The organism is Spirochaeta thermophila DSM 6192, from assembly GCF_000147075.1.
GTDB classification, from domain to species: domain Bacteria; phylum Spirochaetota; class Spirochaetia; order Winmispirales; family Winmispiraceae; genus Winmispira; species Winmispira thermophila_A.
On the sequence record NC_014484.1, the window covers coordinates 300580 to 320736 of the forward strand.

Consider the following 20157-nt stretch of genomic DNA (forward strand, 5'->3'; position numbering starts at 1 on the left):
AGATAATGCAGAGAGGGGTAGGACCTTGAAACCACAGAACGCCATCAATGCCTACAAACAGACCTCGATCAAGACCGCGAGCCAGGGGAAGCTCATCGTCATGCTCTACGACGGGGCCATAAGGAACATCGATACGGCGATCGAGCTCCTCGAGCAGGGGACCAGGCAGCTCGACAGGGTCCACAATGCCGTCATCAAGGCTCAGGATATCGTGGCTGAACTGGCCTCCTCTCTGGATCTCGATCGGGGGGGGGACCTCGCGAAGAACCTCTTGAGTCTCTACCTCTTCTTCGACGAACAGCTCATGGAGGCCAACATCCGCAAGGATCCGGAGCTGCTCAGGAAGGTGCGGGATATGCTCGCTTCCCTCCGGGAGGCGTGGGCGCAGATCGCCCACATGGCCCCTGAGGCGCAGGTGTAGGAGGATGCATGGCGGATATGCTCACCATGGAGGAGCTTGACGCCCGTGTGGCGCTCCTCAGGAGATTGAGGGACTACCTCGTAAAACAGCGGGAACGGCTGGTGGACTACCTCGAGCTCCTTGATCGCGAGGAGGAGGCCATCACCTCTGAGGACGTGGAGCGGCTCCACATCCACGTGGAGATGGAGCACCGCATCCTCAAGGATCTCTTCTCGCTCCAGAGGGTGATCGTCCCTCTCAAGGAGATGTACCGGGCCATGTATCCCACGGGACACAGAGAGATCGAGCACCTGGAACGATCGGTGGGAGAGCTCACCCGCAAGGCCTTCGCGCACAACGAGGAGAACCGGAAGCTCCTCCAGCTCCAGATGGCTTCGCTCAAAGAGCGGATAGAGGCCCTGCGTATCCCTCAGTTCAGGAAGAATCTCTTCGCCTCTTCCCATACCTCCCATTCGGTTGATATCCTCACCTAAGGATGAAACCGCTCTTCCTCATAGATGCCTACGGCCTCATCTATCGCGCCTACTTCGCCCTCATCCGGGCCCCCATGCGGACCAAGGACGGGCGCAACACGTCCGCGATCTACGGTTTCTTCCGTATGCTTTTCAGGTTCGTGAAGGAGTACGATCCGGTCTACTGCGGAGTGGTGCTCGATTCCCTCACGCCCACCTTCAGGGAGAAGACCTTCGAGGCCTACAAGGCCACCAGGCAGAAGACGCCGGAGGATCTCCACCCGCAGATCCCGGTGATCGAGGAGATCCTCGAGGCCTTGGGGTTCGCCACCGTCCGGATGAACGGGTTCGAGGCGGACGACGTGATGGGTACGCTCGCCGCCATGGCCCAGGCGGAGGGGCGTCCGTGTTTCGTGGTATCGGGCGACAAGGACCTCGCCCAGCTGGTCACGAAGGGCGTAAAAATCGTCCGGATGGACAAGGACGATTTCGTGGTGCTCGACGAGGAGGGGGTGAAGGAGAAGTGGGGGGTGCGGGCCGATCAGATCGTGGACTTCCTGGCCCTGGTGGGGGATGCATCCGACAACATCCCGGGTGTGGAGGGGATCGGTGAGAAGACGGCCCAGCGACTCCTCGCCGAGTATGGGTCGCTCGAGGGAGTCTATGCCCACCTCGACGAGCTCTCCCCTTCGCTGAGGAGAAAGCTCGAGGAGGGAAGGGAGCGGGCCTTCCTGAGCAGGGATCTCGCCACGATACGGACGGATCTCGATCTCTCCCTCACGATAGGGGATCTCAGGCGCAGGGAACCCGAGGTACAGCGGGCGAGGGAGCTCTTCCTGGCCTACGACATACGGAGCCTGGCTCAGGAGGTGGGGGGGAGTCCTTCCGTGGGGGAGAAGCCGACCCTCGAGGTGGAGGGTCCCTCCAGGGCGGGTGTCTCCTACGAGGTGGTCACCGACCGGGCCTCCCTCTCCCGATGGGTGGAGGAGGCCCTGGAGAGGGGGGCGGTGGCCGTGGACACCGAGACCGATGGGCTCGACCCCCTCACGTGCCGTCTCGTGGGTGTCTCGTTCGCGGTGGACGAGGGGCGGGCGTGCTACGTGCCGCTCGCGGCCCCGGATGTGCGGCCGCTTCCCGCCGACGTGGTACGCGAGGTCCTCTCACCGCTCCTCGTGTCCACCGAGGTGGTGAAGGTCGGGCAGAATCTGAAGTTCGATTACCACGTGCTCAGGCGGTGGGGCGTCCGTCCGGAGGGGCCGTTCTTCGACACCATGGTGGCGGCATGGCTGTTGGAGTCGGATGCCGGGCGCTACAACCTCGACAGGCTCGCGGAGAAGTATCTGGGGTGGCGCACCATCCATTACAAGGACGTGGTGGAGAAGGGGGCCTCGTTCGAGACGGTGCCGGTGGCGGAGGCAGGGGTGTACGCGGCCGAGGATGCGGACATCGCCTTGCGGCTCTCCCGGGTCTTGAAGGAGCGTCTCGAGGCCGAGGGGCTCGGGCGGGTCTTCTACGAGATGGAGATGCCGCTCCTCTCCATCCTCGCTCGGATGGAGGAGTGGGGGATCGGGCTCGACGGGGAGGCCCTGTCGGCCTTCGGCAGGGAGCTCGAGGAACGCATCTCTACCATAGAGAAGGAGATATTCGAGCTCGTCGGGCACGAGTTCAACGTGGGTTCCACCAAGCAGCTCCAGGAGGTGTTGTTCGTGGAGCGGGGGCTGCCGCCGGTGAAGAAGACCAAGACCGGTTTTTCCACGGACACGAGCGTGTTGGAGGAGCTGGCCGCTCGGGATCCGGTGGCGGCGAAGGTGCTGGAGTACCGAAGTCTCACCAAGTTGAAGAACACCTATGTGGACGTGCTTCCCGGGCTCGTGAACCCGGGGACGGGTCGGCTTCACACGTGGTTCAGCCAGGTGGGGACGGCCACGGGTCGGCTCTCGAGCAAGGATCCCAACCTCCAGAACATCCCGATCAAGACCGAGGAGGGCCGCCGGATCAGGGAGGCGTTCGTGCCGCAGCGGGGCTGGTGGTTCCTGAGCGCGGACTACTCCCAGATCGAGCTGGTGATCCTGGCCCATCTTTCGGAGGATCCGGCTCTCTGCAGGGCCTTCAGGGAGGGCGAGGACGTACACCGGGCTACGGGGAGTCTCCTCTTCGGGGTACCGCCCGAGGCGGTGACGCCCGAGCAGCGGAGGATCGCCAAGACGATCAACTTTGGCGTGATCTACGGGATGTCGGCCTTCCGGCTCTCGAGGGAGCTCGGTATCCCGCGTAAGGAGGCCGAACGGTTCATCGATGCGTACTTCACCACGTATGCGGGGGTGAGGGCGTTCATCGAACGGACGATCGCCGAGGCGGAGGAGAAGGGGTACGTGACCACCCTCTTCGGGAGGAAGCGGCCGCTTCCCTACATCACGAGCCGGAACAAGACGCAGAAGACAGGAGCGGAGCGGATCGCGGTGAACACGCCGATCCAGGGGTCGGGAGCGGATATCATCAAGCTGGCGATGATCGATCTGGACGCCCAGATGCGCAGGATGGGGCTCGCCTCCCGGATGATCCTCCAGGTGCACGACGAGCTCATCTTCGAGGTGCCTCCCGAGGAGCTTGAGGTGATGAAGCGGCTGGTGAGGGAGCGGATGGAGGGGGTGGTGCGGCTCTCGGTGCCGCTCCGGGTGGAGATGGGTGTGGGGAGGAACTGGGGAGAGGCCCACTAGGGGGGCGTGTGGGAGAGGGTGTACGGCCGCCGGTGATAGGGGTGACGGGGCCTGCAGGGGCGGGGAAGAGCCTGGTGGCGCGGATGGTGGCGGAGCTGCTCGGCGGAGAGGTGGTGGATGTGGACGAGGTGGGCCACAAGGCGTTGGATGTGTGTCGGGGGGAGGTGGTGCGGATCTTCGGGGAGGGGGTGGTGAGGGAGGGGCGGGTGGACAGGTGGGCGCTCGGCAGGCTGGTCTTCGGCGACGGGAGGGCGCGGGAACGGCTGGAACGGGTGGTGCACCCGTGGATGCGGGAGGAGGTGATACGGCGGGTGGGGGGGAGGAGGGGGCCGGTGGTGGTGGATGCGGCGCTGCTGGGGAGGATGGGGCTGGAGGCGGTGTGTGATCGGGTGCTGGTGGTGCGGGCGCCGTGGTGGGTGCGGGTGTGGCGGCTTGTGCGGAGGGATGGGAGGTCGGTGTGCGAGGCGGTGAGGATCCTCCGGGCGCAACGTGGTCTCTTCTCTCAACCTTTTTCCTGCGGTGTCGATACTGAATATGTGATCAACGTGGGATCGAAACGGCATCTCAGACAGAAGATCGCCACCCTCCTCGTACGGTGGGGGTATCTCAGAGAGGGGGTTTCATAGGATATGGACAGAGAACGCATCCTTGTCGTGCTCGTGGGTGTGAGTGTATTTCTCCTCGTGGTGGTTCTCGTGGGGATGTGGTGGCTTTCCCCTCGGGAGGAGAAGCCTGTGCAGGTGGTGACCGCCGGGGAGCAGCCCCAGCAGAGCGGCTTCGATGCAGTGGAGTGGGTGAGGGAGGGGGAGGGGTTCCCCGGCCTCCTCGAAGGGGAGGAGCCCCTGGAAGACGAGTTCATCGTGACCGAGACCCTCTTCGGGAGCGAGTCCGCCACGCCCTCTCCTGCCCCCGTGGCGGTACAGGCCGCCCCCTCACCGACCCCGGTGCGCCCGGTCTCCCGGGGTGACCGGGCTCCCGTCCCCGCTCCCACCCGAACCCCGGCTCCCCGGGTGGAGACGAGGGCGGTGGAGCATACTCCCACTCCCGTGGTGCGGGAGGAGTTCTGGATCCAGATTGCCTCGTTCACGTCCCAGGCGAGGGCCGCCCACGTGGTCGAGGATCTCAGGGAGAAGGGGATCACGGCCAGGATCGTCACCAAGACCATGGATGGGGTCACCTACTACAGGGTACGCCTCGGTCCCTACGAGAAAAAGGCCGAAGCCGAGAAGTTCCTCGCTTCCATACGGAATCTCGAGGGGTACGAGAAGAGCTACATCTCCCTGGTGTACCGAAGGGATCCCTAGGCTATATCTGGAAGTCGTGTGGCTCCTCTTTCCCGGGTTTTATCACGTAACGGGAAGGCTGGTTGTAGATCTTGCTGTAGGGAGGCACCGAGCTCGTGAGCCACACGTTGCCCCCGATGATGGAGTGGTGTCCTATCACGGTGCTCCCCCCGAGGATGGTGGCGCCAGCGTAGATGGTGACGTTGTCCTCGATGGTGGGATGACGCTTCACATTCGCTTCCGATTTCTTCACACTCAAGGCGCCCAGGGTGACCCCCTGATAGATCTTCACGTTGTTGCCTATGACCGTGGTCTCGCCTATCACCACACCGGTACCGTGGTCGATGCAGAGTCCTTCCCCTATGGTGGCGCCGGGATGGATGTCGATCCCCGTCTTTCCGTGGACGTACTCCGTCATCATCCGGGGGATGAGGGGGACGCCTTCGGTCCAGAGAATGTGGGCCACACGATACACCAGGATGGCCTCGATCCCCGGGTAGGAGAGGATCACCTCTTCCTCCGATTTCGCGGCCGGGTCGCCCTCGAGGGTGGCCTTCACGTCGTACATGAGAAGCCGTCGCACCTCGGGGAGGCGCTCCAGGAAGCGATAGGTGATCTCCTCGGCCTCCTCCCTCACCTTGATCCTGTGTTCCCGGGAGAGCCCGCCCCGCGTGCGCCGTTCGCTGAAGTGGATGCTCTTCTCCACCTCCTCGGAGAGGTCGCGGAAGAGGCGTGTGAGGATCTCCTGCGTGAAGAGGCGGACGGTGTCCCGGCGTATCCCGTCGTTCTCCCTGAAACCCGGGAAGAGGAGAGCCTCTATATCGGAGAGGATGCGGATCACCCCCATCTTCGAAGGGAGGTTGCACTCATCCGTGTAGTTGATGCCCCCCTCTCTCTCGTAGGAGGATATGAGCATACCGGTTATCTTCTCCAGTCTGGCACCCATCGTTTCCTCCTTATGTATGAGATGAGCCTGTCGGGGAGGTGTATGAGACGGGAGAGCCCCGGTCTCACGAGGGCCTTTATCCTGTCCCTGTGGGCGAGGGTGAGGTCCTTTCCCAGGCGGATGAGGACGTCCTTCCGTGAGAAGTCGAAGGGGGAAGTCCCATCGCTCGCCACGATCTCAAGGTCGGGTACGTTCTGGTAGTGGCGCGGTATCCGGGACGCGACGAGGGAGAAGGAGCGCATGATCACGTCGATCCCGTTCTGGATGTGCACCTCCTTCACCGGGGTCTTCGGCGCCACGTTCACGGCGATGACCGGAGAGTAACCCATCATCCTCGCGATCCACACGGGCATGTTGTCCACGATCCCGCCGTCCACGTAGAGGCCCTCGCCTATCTTCCAGGGCTTGAAGACACCGGGGAAGGACATGGAGGCCCTGATCGCATCGGCAAGCCTTCCCTCGGAGAAGACCTGCTGGATGCCGGAGATGAGGTCCACGGCATTGCACCTGAAGGGAAGGGCGAGCTCCTCGAACGAGAGATCCTGGGTGAGGTCCCTGATCAGTTCGTAGATCTTGGTGCCGGGTTCCATCCCGGTGTCCTTGAGGAGATTGCCGAGTGCCTCGCCTGCCTGGAGGATGCGGATGAAGGGGAGATTCTCGGGGAGCTGGAATGAGAAGCCTGTGAGGTAGTCCCTGATGTCGAAGTCCTCGAGGAAGTCCCTCATGCGGGCAGGACCTATGCCCGTGGCGTAGAGACCGCCCACGATGGCGCCCATGGAGGTGCCCACCACGAGCGAGGGTCTGTACCCCAGCTCCTCGAGGGCCTCGAGGACGCCCACGTGAGCGAGGCCCTTGGCTCCACCGCCTGAGAGTACCAGTGCCCATCGTTTCGCCATGTCACCCCCGGGGTCACAGTAGAATATGGACATGGCGCTGTCAATAGAGAGCGGGAGTGAGGGATCGGTCGTAAACGAGTTGCACGCAGTATATGTACGGTTTTATACTATACTGCAAGAGGACAATGCGCAGGAGGATGGGGTATGCGGGTGGCATTCCTTATCAACAGGCTCATGAACGACTATCAGCTCGCACTCTGGGAGGGGGTGCAGGAGGAGGCCGAGAAGCTGGGTGTCCAGTGCATCGCGTTGCCCGGAGAACTCATCGACAGCCCCGATCCCGAAGACCGGGTGGTCAACACCCTCTACGACTTCTTGAGGAATCCCTCGTGGGATGGGTGCATCGTGGCGACGAGCACGTATGCGACACATGGGGACCCCGCCCGGATCCTTTCCTATGTGAGGGAGCGTACCTCGGTGCCGCTCGTCTCCATCGGGGTGGAGTACGAAGGCCTGCCCGTGGTCGGGGTGGACAACGAGGCCGGCATGCGTCTCCTCGTGGAACATCTGGTTCGTCACCATGGGGTGCGGGAGCTCGCCTTCATCGGGGGGCCGCACCACAACCCGGAGGCTCGGACTCGGTGGAGGGTATTCGAGAGCGTCCTCGATGCGCATGGAATTCCCGTGAGAGAAGAGTGGGTAGGGAAAGGTAGCTTCGAGAAGGAGAGCGGCTCTGCGGCCATGGAGGCGATATGGGAGGCCTCCGACAGGAAACCCCGGGCAGTAGTCGCTGCGAACGACCTCATGGCCCTGGGAGCCTATGAGTACCTCGTGAAGCGGGGTGTGGGAGTTCCTGATGATGTACTCCTCGCCGGATTCGACGATATCCCCGCCGCGAGGAGCAATGAGGTGCCGCTCTCCACGGTGTATCAGCCCGTCAAGGAGCAGGGGATGGAGGCGCTCCGGCTCCTCCACGAGTGGATCTCCTCCGGGGAGAGGCCCGGGTCGAAGGTCGCCGTCGCGCAGGCGCGGTTCCGGGATTCCTGTGGGTGTTTCTCGCGGAACGTGGAGATGGCGGGAGGAGAGATGGCCTTCACCTTCGAAAAGGGCGAGGAAGAGAGACCGGAGGAGGTCCTCATTCGTTTCTGCGAGGAGCGTCTCGACATATCCTTCACGCCTGTCGAGGAGTCCCTCCTGAGCACACTCGTGGGACATCTGGATGCCTACCTCGATCTGCCGGACAGGGACCACCTGGAGGCCTGTCTGAGGACCGCGTTCGCCGTATTCGTCCACGAGAGGAGGGAAAACCAGGACATGGAGCGGTGGCTCCGGATCTTGGGGGCGATCGCCTCCTCGTATCAGCATTACAGGCCCGAGCGGTATTCCCAGTTCACGATATTCCTCCAGAAGGCCTACGTGCTCTTCATAGAGGCGGTCTCCCACGAGGCACAGAGTCATCTCATGAGCACCACGGAGAAGTTCCTTCGTTCGCAGGATCTCCTGCGGGCGATCCGCTCGTCCGAAGACATGGGAATGCTGAAGTCTTCGCTCCTGGAACTGAAGGAGAGGCTCGCGATCTCGGATCTCCATCTCGTCCTCTTCCCCTCCGAGAAGTGGGAATCCTGCTATACCGGGGCCGTCCTTCCGGAGACCTCCTCGCTCCTCGTTTCAGGAAAAACCGGAGGGGAAGGCGATGTCGGTTTCAACACACTCGAGTTGCTTCCTCCCCGCATCCTTCCCCCGGAGCGCCCCGGCGCCTTCTCCATCTTCCCTCTGCTCATCGGGCAGCGTTATCTGGGCTACATGATGGTGTCAGCCGGTGAGATCTTCACCGGGTTCTACCATTCGCTCGCCTCCCAGGTGGCGAGCACGGTGCTTTCCATTCGTACTCTCGTGATGATGCGAAAGACCGCGGACCAGCTCCAGGTGTGGGCCGATGAGATCCGGACCACGGTCTCCTCGCTCTTCGATGCACTCGAGTCGGTGGGGGCCATATCGGGGGAACAGGTTCAGGAGATGACGAGGATCACCGAGGAGATCTCGCGGAAGAGTGGGATGTTCGAACAGAATCTCCAGCTCACCACTTCCATCGCAGAGCACACCCGGTTCATGCAGGACCTGCTCTCGCTGATCGACGATGTGACTCAGCGGATCAATCTCCTGGCCATCAATGCCTCGATAGAGGCCGCCCGGGCCGGAGAGCACGGCAGGGGGTTCAAGGTGATCGCGGAGGAGGTGAGAAAACTCGCGGATACCACCGCCCGGCGGGCGAAGGAGACGACTGAGGTGCTCAAGCAGGTGGTTGCCAACATAGAAACTTCTCGGACGCTTGGAGAGAACCTCTACAATACGTATGCAGGTTTGAAGGAGGAGATGGACAAGTTCAAGACCGCGCTCACTACTATTGAAGCGCACCTTTCTCGGTTCTCTGATCAGGGGAGGAGACTTGCCTCCCTGGTGGAGCAACCGGAGGGGGCCCCTAATCCCCTTCCTCATGGATCTTGAATTGTGAGAGGGCCTGCGAGAGGGCCTGTATGTGGGTACGGTTCTCCTCGCTCTGGGCGCGGACCTTGAGGATGGAGTCCACGATGCGGGACGTGCCCTCTTCCACCTCACGTATGGCCTGCTTCACCTCTTCAGTGATCTCCTTGAGGTTGGTGGTGGCTTCCAGTATCTGCCTGTTGCCCTGTTCCATCTCCCGTGCGCCGCTCCTCACCTGGTGGGTGAGGTCCTTCATCTCCACGAGGGAGGAGACGATCTCCTGACTCCCCGTGCGTTGCTGGGTGAGGGCCGCCTGAATCTCCTGGATGAGGCCGGTCAGCTCGTTGATCCTCCCCAGGATGGTGCCGAAGGCGGTATCCGCCTCCCCAGAGGCTGCGGCCATCTGTTCGATGGCGCCGGTGATGTCCTTGATCTGGAGCCGGATCCGTTTGGAGTGGGAGCCCGCCTCCTCTGCCAGCTTTCGGATCTCATCGGCCACCACGGCGAAGCCCTTGCCCCTCTCTCCCGCATGGGCGGCCTCTATGGCGGCGTTCATCGCGAGGAGGTTGGTCTGTGAAGCGATGGTCGCGATGACGGTGTTGGCGTCCTGGAGCTTCGCAGAGGCCTCCTGAACCAGACCGGTGAGATCGATGAGCGAAGAGAGCTTTTCCTTGCCGGTGTCGGAGGCCTGATGGAGGTCCTCGACCCCCTTCATGAGGCGGTTCGCGACCTCCGCGAGGGAGTCTATGTTGGCCACGAGCTCTTCGATGGAAGCCGAGGAGACCTCGATGGTGGAGGTGTGATGTTCGATGGCCCTCGTGAGGGTCTCTATGTTCTTCGCCATCTGCTCCATGGCTGCCGAGGTTTCCACCACGCTGGTGGTCTGGCTGTGGGCGTGCTGGGTGAGTTGTTCCATGGTCCGCTGTATTTGCTCGACCGCGGTGGATGTCTCCTCGGCGATCTCTTCCAGGGTGATGCCCGTATGCTCGAGCGCCCCCATCCTGCGCCGTACGTCGAGAAGCAGGTTCCGGAGGGTGGCGAGGAATTCCCTCAAGAGGTGGAAGATGTAGGCGATTTCGTCGTCGCCTCTCACCCGTGGCTGGACGGTGAGATCGCCCTGGGAGGCCCTGGTGAAGTAGGTCTGAAGGAGTTCTATCCTCCTTCCCACCAAGGCCCGGAGTATGAGGAGAATCAATACCACTGCCCCGGCCAGGCCGAGGAGGATGATGCCTGCCGAGTAGGTGAAACTCCGACGGAGGGTCGAGAGGAGGTCAGCCTCTTCAATAGAGAACGCCACGGCCCAGGGCATATCCTCCTGGGGGATCCAGTAGTAGGCGACCACGATGTTGCCCCTTTCCCCTTTCAAGGAGAGGGAGCCGGCGGTGCTTCCCTTGTTCGTCCGTTCGGTCGAAAGGGCCTGGAAGAGTGGAGTATCCCGAAATGAGGTGAGGAGCTGTGTGGCATCTCTGTAGCCGAGGACCGTGCCCTCGTCGTCGATGAGAATGGTGCCTCCGGTCTTTCCCTGTGAGTGATAGAGGAAGCGTACGAACAGAAAATAGAGGTCCAGTCCCCAGGCCAAATAGCCTTCAAGTTCTTCGCTCCCCGGTCGGAACACGGGTGTCACCAGATAGGCGAGGACTCCTCCCTGAGTGGGGAGGTATGTGTCGAGGAGGACGGGTGACCGGGTGCGGCTGTAGTTCGATGCGATCGAAGATGGAGAGAGACCGAGCTGTGACACCGTGCTCCTGTCCCGTGCTGCGAGGGCTTCTCCCGAGGGGGAGAGGAATATCACGTCCTTGCACACCCCTTCGGTCTGGAGTGAGATGGTGGTTTCCACCTCATCGAGGATCGAAGGGGTGGGGTTCCGGAACGCCGAGAGGACGTTGGGGTTCTGGGAGGAGAGTTGAAGGAGGAGCCTCATTTGAGAGATGTAGATCCTCAGGAGCGTCCCTCCCTCCTCCACGATCTCCGTGAGGTTCTCTTTCTGCACGGCGAGGACATAGTCCCTTACGTTCCCATAGGTGAGGACGAGCGTGACGGCGCCTGCGATCCCCATGACGAGAAGCATGGCGAGTGTGAGACGTATGAAGAGTTTACCCGGTCCGAGTTTTCGTTTCGGCATGGAATCCTCCTCGTTCTCTTGTTCACTATAGGGCAAACGCGGGCGGTGTGCAACATCGAGATTCGTACCTGTGTTCATGTCTGTGAGAGAAGGGAGATCAAGAAGGGCTGCTTCATACGAAGCAGCCCAAATGGAAGGGGGTTATTATGGGGGAGGGATTCATCGATATCATAAGCAATTCACGTGCCAATGCACCAGAGGCGGTGGCTGATAGTATCTTGTTTTCATGAAAAGAGATGTATGGCAGCACGGGTATGGGAGGGGGGTGCTTTCGGGGGATACCTATGCGTTTTGCAATGCAAGGTGGGGGTGTTATGCACAATGGAATTCCGGGAGTCGGGGGAATGGTATGCAAAGAGCATAGAAGAGAGGGGGACTATGCACTGTGCCATGCAGATGGAACGGCGATGTGGGGAGGGAAGGGGAGGGGGATGTGTATCTCACGACAGGACAAGGCGAAAGAGTGGTGGAGGAGACGAAAAGGTTGGCACGATTCCTGCTTATTGATCTCCGAAACACCACATGGAGGATATACCATGAAGCACAGAGACAAGAGAACCTTGGTGATCGGATCGATGCTCCTGGTTCTCCTGGGACTGCTGCTCACCGTAGGATGCGCCAACCCGGTGAACAGCGATATAGAACGTATCGCGGCTTCCGTGACGTCGGAAGACGGGTCCCAGAGCACGGACGATGTCGACCTCTCCGCCGATACTCCCCAGACCGGGAACGAGTCTTCGGAGGATCTTACGGCGGAACAGAGTGGAGAGGATCCACAGCCGACGGTTTCCCAGAGCAGTGGGGAGGCGGCCGCAGAGGTGAGTGCGGACGGCCAGGGTGCGGACGAGGGGACCGGGGTCGTGGCGGGCGGAGACGCCGCTGAGGCGGAGAGCGCCGCCGGATCCGCGTCGGGGAGCGAGGACGTGGTCGCAGAGGTGAGTGCGGACGGCCAGGGTGCGGACGAGGGGACCGGGGTCGTGGCGGGCGGAGCTGCCGCTGAGGCGGAGAGCGCCGCCGGATCCGCGTCGGGGAGCGAGGACGTGGTCGCAGAGGTGAGTGCGGACGGCCAGGGTGCGGACGAGGAGAGCGGGGCCGTGGCGGGCGGAGACGCCGCTGAGGCGGAAGAGGATTCCCTCCTTGCGGCTCTCGAAGAAGCGGTGGCCGCCTCGAAGGATCTGACAGGGAAGGTCGTCATCGACGGAGCGGGGTATCTCGTGATCAGCACCGACCAGGGGACGTATGAGCTTGCGATCTCCGATGATCCCGAGGAGCTCAGGGACGATCTCCAGGACCTCTGGAAGGAGCACAAGAAGGACAAGGAACTGAAGAGGATCGCCCAGGAACTCCGGAAGATCCTTGCGTCAGTGACCGAGGCATCCGAGAGAGAGCAGGGCAAGAAGGAAAAAGACAAGAAGAGGAAGTAGCAGAACCTTTCTCTCATCCCTCCTTGGCAGGTGGGGGAAATCCCCCACCTGTTTTTTTATCGATACGTCTCCCTGAGATGCATGACCGAGAGGCGGGAGGGATCGAGGGTGATCCCCTCTTCTCTCGGGATGAACCGGATGGTCCTCTCCTCTCCTGGGAGGAGGTGGAGACAGTTGTCCGAGAACCTGCCGCCGGGGTGATCGAGCACCACGAAGAAGGCGGGAGCGTCGGCGGTGAGGGTGATCCGATCGCCTTCGACGGTCGCATGGACCGCGGCTCTTGCGAGGGGACACTGCTTGGGGAGGGAGAGGAAGTGGGTGTTGCTCGTCCGCATCCCGTTCTCGAGTTCGAGCTCGAGCCGAACGAAGGTGTTGTGAGGATCGATTCCCTGTCGATCGAGGGGGACCTGCTCGATGATGGAGGATGCTTCCCCTTCGAGACATACTTCCCATTCGATGCCTTTCCTCTCCTTTCCTTCAAAGTCGTAGAAGGTGGCAGAGAGTTTCCCAGGAAGGGGTTCTCTCGTATCGTTGTAGACGACCACCGTGAGGATCCCAGGGGTCTTCATGAAGGCAGCGGTGTGCACCGGGGCGAAGGCCCTCCCCACCACGTAGTGGAGAGGTTTCCAGCGTCCCGTGTATTCTATGGAAGACCAGGATGCCACCGGCCAGTTGTCGTTGAGCTGCCAGTAGAGGATTCCCATGTTCCGCGGTCGTAAGGCACGCCAGTATTCCACCGCGTGTTGGATCCCGTAGGCCTGTTGTACCTGGCTGAGATAGAGGAAGGCCTCGGGTGATTCGGGGAAGCGGAAGTACCTCGCCATGCTCTCGATGATGACCCTGTTTCCTTTCGGGCTCCGCTGATGGTGTTCCATCACGGGGCTCGTGGGGTTCATCTGGTCTTCAGGACAGAACGTCCGTATGGTCTCGGGAGATGGGAACGACTGGAACCCGAACTCGCTGCAGAACCGGGGTCTCACCAGGTAGAATGCGTCGAAGGATTTTCCCCCGTGCCACACGTCCCAGTAGTGCATGTCGCCTCGTGAGTCGTCGTGCCAGTTGTAGTCGTAGACATCCCTTCCCGCGGACGGGGAGCTCGGCCAGTAGGGTCTTCCGGGATCGAGGGTGTCACAGACCCGTCCTATGGTGGCCTCGTAGAGGCGATCGAAGTCCACGAGATACCGCGCGGGATTGGCTCGAGTCTCCTCGAACCAGCCAATGGCGCCGAGGTTCTCGTTGTTTCCACACCAGAGGACCAGGGAAGGATGGTCTTTGAGCCGTTTCACCTGGTAGCGGGCCTCCTCCTCGACCGTCCGGAGGAATCCATGATCTGAGGGGTACATGGCACAGGCGAACATGAAGTCCTGCCACACCATGATCCCGAGTTGGTCGCAGAGGTCGTAGAAGTACTCAGGTTCATACTTTCCTCCTCCCCACACCCTCACCATGTTCATGTGTGCCTCTCTCATGCTTTGGAGGAGGTAGCGCGCCCGGGCCGGGGTTTCCCTCGAAGGGAGGGCGTCCTGGGGGATCCAGTTCGCACCCTTGCAGAAGACTTCCACCCCGTTTACTTCAAAGACGAACCGGGATCCATGGGTATCCTCGTCGGTGATGAGCCGAACGGTGCGGAATCCCACCCGCTTGTGAACCTGGTGTGATCCGACCGTCACATCTAGGTCGTAGAGCCTCTGAGGGCCGTAGCCCGCCGGCCACCAACGCTCAGGCGACCGGATACGAAGGGTGCGGGTGATGGTGGAGGACCCTTCCCCGACCTCCACATGTGCTTCGTGGCGTACTCCGGCGCAGGAGATGGAGAGGGGTATCGCACCCGGCTCGGAGGAGAGGAACTCGACGTGAATGTCGAGGAGGCAGTCGTCCCCCTCCCAGCGCTGATCCGTATGCACGCACCGTATGTAGCCCTCGGAGGCGTCGATGAGTCCCACTCCGCCGTAGATCCCGGCCACCATGAGGCAGGGGCCCCAGTCCCACCCCGCATGACACTGGGCCTTGCGGACCAAGTTTCTGTGGGGGGACTGCACAGGATGAGAGGTGTGGGGAATGGGATAGGGGAGTCGCCCGGCCCTTTCCACGGCCGTTCGCTCCGCTGAACGGATGAGCACCTCGATGGTGTTCTCGCCTTCTCTGAGATACTCCCCTATCCGGAGTTCCACGGGAAGGAACATGTTCTCTCCCCTTCCTGCGGAGTGGCCGTTTATGAGTACCTCGCAGATGGTATCGATGCTCTCTGCCCTGAAGAATACAGGCCCCCTGGGGATCTCCGAAAGGGACACGGTGGTGGAGAGCCTCCAGTCCTCGCGGCCTACCCACTGGACTTCGAGCTCATTGGTGCCCTGGTAGGGATCGGGGATGATCCCGGCTTGGATGAGCGCGGAGTGCACGTCCCCCGGTACCTCCATGGGGACCTCGGGGAGGTCCCTGGTGATGCAGGAGAGGTTCCAGGTTCCGCTCAGGTCGATGTATTTCATACTATCTCCTTCTTTTCGAAAACTAATATATCAGTTTCCTGGTCATGGCATGTCTTTGACCATGTGGGAAATGTATGATATATTGTCTGAGCCTTCGTATCAACCAGTCAAAAAGATGGGAGTGATGGATCATGAATGGAAAACGTCGAACCAAGATAGAGAACATGGGACTCATCCTCCAACAGATCTGGTACGAGGAGGGAATCAGTAGGATCGAAATCGCAAAACGTGTGGGACTCAATAAGTCCACGGTGACGAACCTCGTGGCCGAGCTCATCGAACTGGGGTTGGTGGAAGAGAGGGCACAGAAGAACGTGGTCTCTACCGGGGGGAGGAAACCCATAGCACTGGGATTGAACAAGGAGTATGGGGTCGTCATCGGTGTAGGGGTCCAGGCCGAGGCCATGAGGGCGGTGACCGTGGATCTGGCCGGGACCGTGCTCCTCAAGTGGCAAAAGGATACCGGCCCCATCACCCGGAGAAACTTCATCCCCCTCTTCCTGGAGGCCATGGAGGAACTCTCGAGGATCCTCGAGGAGAAGGGTTACGTCCATGTGCTGGGTGTAGGGATAGGGGCCGGAGGTATCATCAACCCCGAGGACGGGAGTATCGTCTATTCCATCCCTCTCTCCATCTATGAGCCGTTTCAGGTGTGTGCAGAGCTCGCGGAGTTCCTGGATGTTCCCGTCTTCGTGGAGAACGATTCCAATTCCTGCGCATGGGGGGAGCTCGCCTTCAAGAAGGGCGAGTCCTACAAGGATTTCATCTTCGTGCTCGTGGAGTTCAAGGAGGAGCGGTCTCACATCAAGGATTTCGGGGGTGTGGGCGTCGGGTTCGGGATCGTCCTGGACGGCCGCCTCCATTACGGGCACACGTTTTCCGCGGGGGAATTCAGATCGGTCTTCTCCGAGGGGACCATGCCCTCCCAGTTCTCCCTCTCCCCCGAGGAGCTCGCTCAACTTCCCCACAACAGGGTGCTGCTCAACAAGTTCCTCCACGAACTGTTCTCGAATCTCGCGTGTATCGTCAACACCCTCAATGTGTCCCATGTCTTCTTCGGCGGGGATATCGAGGGTCTGGGGGAGGAGATCTGCGATACGTTCATGTCGTATGTAAGAAGGAATTGGATGTATCCCCTCCCCATCCCATGTAACGTCTCTCTCTCCTCGCTCCATGATTTCGCCGTGGCGTACGGTGCCGCGGGGATGATTCTCGACAGGATCTTCAGGAACCGTCTCCACCAGAGCTTCTGGGACAAGAGGGGGGACAAGGCGTTTCTCCCGGTCCTCGTACGGCATACGCTCCCCCTTGTGAAACGGAGTCGGGCATAGGTGCATCTCTCATTCGGTGAGGAGTATCCTCTCGGGCAGGCCGCCGTCCTCTCTCGTGCTGTGTACGAGGGGGGAGGGCGAGAAGAGGTTGTTCCTGGCGGGGATGGGGAGGGGGACGGACAGGGGATCGAGGAGGATGTCGGAGGTGTTGCCTTGGAAGCGGTTGCCTCCCCGGCTGCCGAGCGGCCCTCCTCCCAAGTCGAGTACCGAGCCGGGGTTTTCCCGGAGGGTGAGCGCCGTGCCGAGCTGGGTGAAGGTGTCGTCTTCGAGGAGGAGGGAGGGGCTGCCGGTGGTGAGGAGGATCCCCCGGGTGACGCCGCTGAAGGTGGTGTTCCGAATCACGATCCGCGGGTTTCCCCGCGCGATGACGGCGGTGGGAGAGAGGGGGCGGGGACGGGTCGGGCCCATGTAGAAGTAGCTGTCCTCTATGGTGAGGGTGGTCGGTCCCCCCACTACGACGCCGGCTGTCTCCTCTTCGGACGGGATGCGGAGACGTATCCCCGAGAGCCTCGCCTGGGTGGGGTCCGAGGGTGGTGAGGGAAGGGTGAGCGGAGCCCCGGTGGAGGGATGGAAGATGAATGGTCGGGATAGCGAGGTCCTCGCCCCGAAAGGGAGGCCGCTGTTGATCGTGATCCCCTGTCTGAGTATGGGGTCGTCGCACACGAGGTGCTCGGTGGTCACTCCGGATACGCCGAAGAAGGCGAGGCCCGTATCGGTGAGCCTTCCGGGGAGCGAGGGGGTGAGGAAACTCACCGCCTCGGCTTCGAATTCTCCTCCGATCTGGAGGAGTCCGTACTGGAGGATGTTCCTGAAGCTCACCTCGGAGAGCCGGATGCGGCTCTGGATGGCCAGGATCCCCACCGAGGTGGCCCCTACGCCCTGGGAGGGATCTCCACCCTGGATGATGAGATTCGAAAGGCGGACTTCCCCTGCGTTCTGGACGAGCAGGAGGGGTATGATACGGACCGGCGAGGTGTCGTCGTAGAGAATGGGGAGGGTCCCCTTCTCTCCTTCTATCGAGACCGAGGTGCGGATTGAAAAGGGGCCTCGATGTGTTCCCCCCGCGATAAGGATCCTGTCTCCGTCTCGGGCTCGATCCAGGGCCTCCTGAAGGGTGGGATAGTCCTCGGGCACCCGGATGTTCTCCGCGGTGATGGTGAAGCACTTGAAAAGGAGTGCCAGGAGAATGACCCTGCGATGGCTCAAAGGAACACCTGGATCTCAGAATAATGGAGATAGATAAAGAAAAACCTGCAGGAACAGCTCCTGCAGGAGTCGGGCTGGGCGGATTTGAACCGCCGACCCCAGGTCCCCCAGACCTGTACGCTAACCCCTGCGCTACAGCCCGATGTACGAGTACAAGATAGCATGGAGCGGGGGGTGTGTCAATTATGTATCCTCAGGAAGGGAGGGGCTCCCGGCCTTCTTGCTCCTCCGCTTTTTCCTCGGTGAGGACGTGGGCCTCTTCTCGATGTATTCGTCTATGGTGTTCATCGGAGGACGTTCTTCTTCTTGAATACGATACTCCACCAGCTCGAATTGGTCTTCCTTCACTTGGAACTGCCTCAGTATAGTGGAGAACTCGGTGTTGGGGGTGAGGAGTTCGTAGGCTTCCATGCGTCTCAGGAAGGTCTGGAGTATGCCGAAGGCCATCTTCCCCAGCGCCCTGGTCTCCTGGTTGCGATGGACCCGCTGGTCGAGGTCGGTTTGTCCGAAGACCTCGAGGCCGTAGATCCGATAGACGTCGATGAGGTGGGCGGTCTCAACTCCGTAGCCGATGGGGAAGGGTATCTGTTCCAACACCTCGCGGCGCACTGCATATTCACCCGATAGGGGCTGGATGATGGCGGTGAGTTCTGGAAAGAAGAGCGAGAAAAGGGGGCGCACCAGTATCTCGGTGACCCGCCCGCCGCCGGTGGGACGTATACCCTGGGAAAAGGCGAGGGGCCTGTCGTAGAAGGCCTTGATGTACTTGAGGGAAGGGTTGTAGATGAGTGGTCCCACCAGGCCGTAGACGAAGCGGGGATGGATGTTCTTTATGTCGGCATCGATGTATACGATGATATCACCCTTGAGCTGATAGATGGCCTTCCACAGGTTCTCTCCCTTGCCCTTCCGCTCCCCCAGGTGGGGGAGGATCTCGGAGGAAAGGTACACGTCCGCTCCGAAGGAGGCGGCGATCTCCCTCGTCTTGTCCGTGGAGCCCGAATCGATGACGGCGATTTCATCGAGAAGGGGGTAACGATGCATGAGTTCCGACTTGAAGATCACCACCTCCTTTCCGATGGTCTTCTCCTCGTTGAGGGTGGGGATGCAGAGCGAGATGGAAAGACCTTGGCGCTCCTTCTCCTGCACGAGGGCCGCGAGATCGGCGAACTGGGAGTGGTGGAACGTATGTTCCCTGATCCATGCGTTAAGGTTGAGCTTCATCACAGTACCCCCTGTCGATGGCGAGAATGAGCGCGATGAGCTGGGCGATGCCCTGTGTGATGGGTTCTATCTCGATAGTCTCGTTGACCTCGTTGAGGTTCTCCCCGTGTGTGAGGCCGATGGTGACCGCGGGTATCTTGTGGTCGATGAAGGCCGACAGCTCGGAGGTGCTCGGCGAAATGCGGGGGATGGTCCCCAGACTCTCCAGGATGGTCCGGGCGTTCTCGGCGAGCGGATGGGAGAAACGGAGGCCCCCGGGCCTCCTTCGGGCGTACTCCCTGAATTCCACCTCGGTCCCTGTCTGGGAGGAGACCTCGGCCGCGATGTTCTGGATCTCCTCCTTGAGCCGTTCCACCATTTCATCGGATTCGCTGCGGATCTCGAGTCGGAGCGTGGCCGTGGTGGGGATGACGTTGAATGATGAGCCCCCCTCTATGGATCCGAAGATGATGCTCGTGCGCGGCCTCCTCGGGATGGGGATCTCCAGGATCCGATTGATCACCTCGTTGATGTTGACGATGGCTCCCCCCGCCCCGAACCTGCTCCAGTCGTATTCTTCCGGCACCCTGTTTGCGATCTCCCCCCGCAGCATGCCGATGGACGAGTAACTGAGTCTCCCCAGTCGTACTCCCTCGATACAGATGCCCGCGTGAATGGGATAGTTGGTGTGGTCGAGGAAAAAGCGCATCCCTGCGATGTTCCCTTTGCCCAGGCTCTTCACGGATCCCATGAGGATGAGGTTCGAGGAGAGCTGGAACCCGAGATGCTCGAGGTACACAGGAAGGGTCGCGAGGGCGGCCACCCCGAGCCCGTTGTCCCCCACACCGGGGCCGGTGACCGTTCCGGGGAGGACGTTGATGGTGTGATCCACCGACTCCGGGAAGGGGGTGTCCACGTGGGCCGTGATGAGGATGTTCCGAGTCCCTTCGGTTCCCGGAAGGATGGCGAGGGCGTTGCCTATCTCGTCGGTGGAACAGTTGATGAGGTTGTGCTCGCTCAACCTCCACAGGAGAAACTCGGTGCGCTTCTCCTCTTGAAAGGTGGGAGCCGGTATTTCGCTTATCATGATGAGGTTCGAGAGGAGGATCTCGTTCGCTACACGGGTCTTCTCCTGGATGAGCGGTAGGAGCTCCAGGATTTCTTTCATTCCGGGATGCATGTTTTTTCCTTTCAAGAAAGGGAAGTGTACGGATGCATGACAATAGTGTAGAATACTCCTCTCCCTTGT

At 61.1% G+C, this 20157-nt stretch carries 15 protein-coding genes and 1 tRNA gene; 8 read left to right on the plus strand and 8 right to left on the minus strand.

Annotated features, from left to right (window positions below; all coding sequences use genetic code 11):
- Positions 1 to 25: 25 nt before the first annotated feature.
- From fliS to STHERM_RS01220, 5 genes are read left to right on the plus strand one after another with little or no spacing between them, the layout of a single operon-like run.
- Positions 26 to 421 carry a flagellar export chaperone FliS gene (gene fliS, locus STHERM_RS01200; protein WP_013313054.1) on the plus strand — a complete coding sequence of 132 codons (396 nt, stop codon included), beginning with the start codon at positions 26 to 28 and terminating at the stop codon, positions 419 to 421.
- Between the two features lie 8 nt (positions 422 to 429).
- A complete protein-coding gene (gene flgN / locus STHERM_RS01205) occupies positions 430 to 894 on the plus strand; it encodes a flagellar export chaperone FlgN (protein WP_013313055.1) in 465 nt (154 codons plus the stop codon).
- Positions 895 to 896: 2 nt separating this feature from the next.
- Positions 897 to 3590: a DNA polymerase I gene (gene polA / locus STHERM_RS01210; protein ID WP_013313056.1), complete on the plus strand. Its 2694-nt coding sequence runs from the start codon at positions 897 to 899 to the stop codon at positions 3588 to 3590.
- A gap of 8 nt (positions 3591 to 3598) precedes the next feature.
- Positions 3599 to 4216 (plus strand): dephospho-CoA kinase, encoded by a 618-nt coding sequence (gene coaE / locus STHERM_RS01215; RefSeq protein ID WP_013313057.1) that lies wholly within the window; start codon positions 3599 to 3601, stop codon positions 4214 to 4216.
- Between the two features lie 3 nt (positions 4217 to 4219).
- Positions 4220 to 4894, plus strand: coding sequence for an SPOR domain-containing protein (locus STHERM_RS01220; protein ID WP_013313058.1), 675 nt, complete (start codon positions 4220 to 4222; stop codon positions 4892 to 4894).
- 1 nt (position 4895) lies between these two features.
- Here STHERM_RS01220 and epsC read toward each other — a convergent pair whose 3' ends face one another.
- On the minus strand, positions 4896 to 5819 hold the full coding sequence (epsC, locus tag STHERM_RS01225) for a serine O-acetyltransferase EpsC (RefSeq protein WP_013313059.1): 924 nt from the start codon (positions 5817 to 5819) through the stop codon (positions 4896 to 4898).
- Entirely contained in the window at positions 5795 to 6715 is a 921-nt protein-coding gene (locus STHERM_RS01230) for a patatin-like phospholipase family protein (RefSeq protein ID WP_041623116.1), read from the minus strand. The genes epsC and STHERM_RS01230 overlap by 25 nt, the downstream gene beginning before the upstream one ends.
- A gap of 144 nt (positions 6716 to 6859) precedes the next feature.
- Between STHERM_RS01230 and STHERM_RS01235 the strand changes: the two genes are divergently transcribed.
- A complete protein-coding gene (locus STHERM_RS01235) occupies positions 6860 to 9160 on the plus strand; it encodes a substrate-binding domain-containing protein (RefSeq protein WP_013313061.1) in 2301 nt (766 codons plus the stop codon).
- Here the strand turns inward: STHERM_RS01235 and STHERM_RS01240 are convergent.
- Positions 9135 to 11258, minus strand: a complete 2124-nt coding sequence (locus STHERM_RS01240; RefSeq protein ID WP_013313063.1) for a methyl-accepting chemotaxis protein — start codon at positions 11256 to 11258, stop codon at positions 9135 to 9137. The two genes, STHERM_RS01235 and STHERM_RS01240, sit on opposite strands and share 26 nt — an antisense overlap.
- 536 nt (positions 11259 to 11794) lie before the next feature.
- On the opposite strand from STHERM_RS01240, the gene STHERM_RS01245 reads away from it, so the two are divergent.
- Positions 11795 to 12682 carry a hypothetical protein gene (locus STHERM_RS01245; RefSeq protein ID WP_041623118.1) on the plus strand — a complete coding sequence of 296 codons (888 nt, stop codon included), beginning with the start codon at positions 11795 to 11797 and terminating at the stop codon, positions 12680 to 12682.
- Positions 12683 to 12738: 56 nt separating this feature from the next.
- Here the strand turns inward: STHERM_RS01245 and STHERM_RS01250 are convergent, their stop codons facing one another.
- The gene (locus STHERM_RS01250; protein WP_013313065.1) at positions 12739 to 15168 is read right to left on the minus strand and encodes a beta-mannosidase; all 2430 of its coding nucleotides are present in this window, start codon (positions 15166 to 15168) and stop codon (positions 12739 to 12741) included.
- 131 nt (positions 15169 to 15299) lie between these two features.
- Between STHERM_RS01250 and STHERM_RS01255 the strand changes: the two genes are divergently transcribed.
- Positions 15300 to 16499, plus strand: coding sequence for an ROK family transcriptional regulator (locus STHERM_RS01255; RefSeq protein WP_013313066.1), 1200 nt, complete (start codon positions 15300 to 15302; stop codon positions 16497 to 16499).
- Between the two features lie 9 nt (positions 16500 to 16508).
- On the opposite strand, the gene STHERM_RS01260 is transcribed toward STHERM_RS01255, so the two are convergent.
- From STHERM_RS01260 to STHERM_RS01275, 4 genes are all read right to left on the minus strand, one after another.
- A complete protein-coding gene (locus STHERM_RS01260; protein WP_013313067.1) occupies positions 16509 to 17705 on the minus strand; it encodes a hypothetical protein in 1197 nt (398 codons plus the stop codon).
- Positions 17706 to 17774: 69 nt separating this feature from the next.
- A tRNA-Pro gene (locus STHERM_RS01265) sits at positions 17775 to 17847 on the minus strand.
- Between the two features lie 41 nt (positions 17848 to 17888).
- Complete coding sequence (locus STHERM_RS01270; protein ID WP_013313068.1) at positions 17889 to 18929, minus strand: glucosyl-3-phosphoglycerate synthase; 1041 nt, start codon at positions 18927 to 18929, stop codon at positions 17889 to 17891.
- Complete coding sequence (locus tag STHERM_RS01275; RefSeq protein ID WP_237223320.1) at positions 18913 to 20076, minus strand: M20/M25/M40 family metallo-hydrolase; 1164 nt, start codon at positions 20074 to 20076, stop codon at positions 18913 to 18915. The genes STHERM_RS01270 and STHERM_RS01275 overlap by 17 nt, the downstream gene beginning before the upstream one ends.
- Positions 20077 to 20157: the final 81 nt, after the last annotated feature.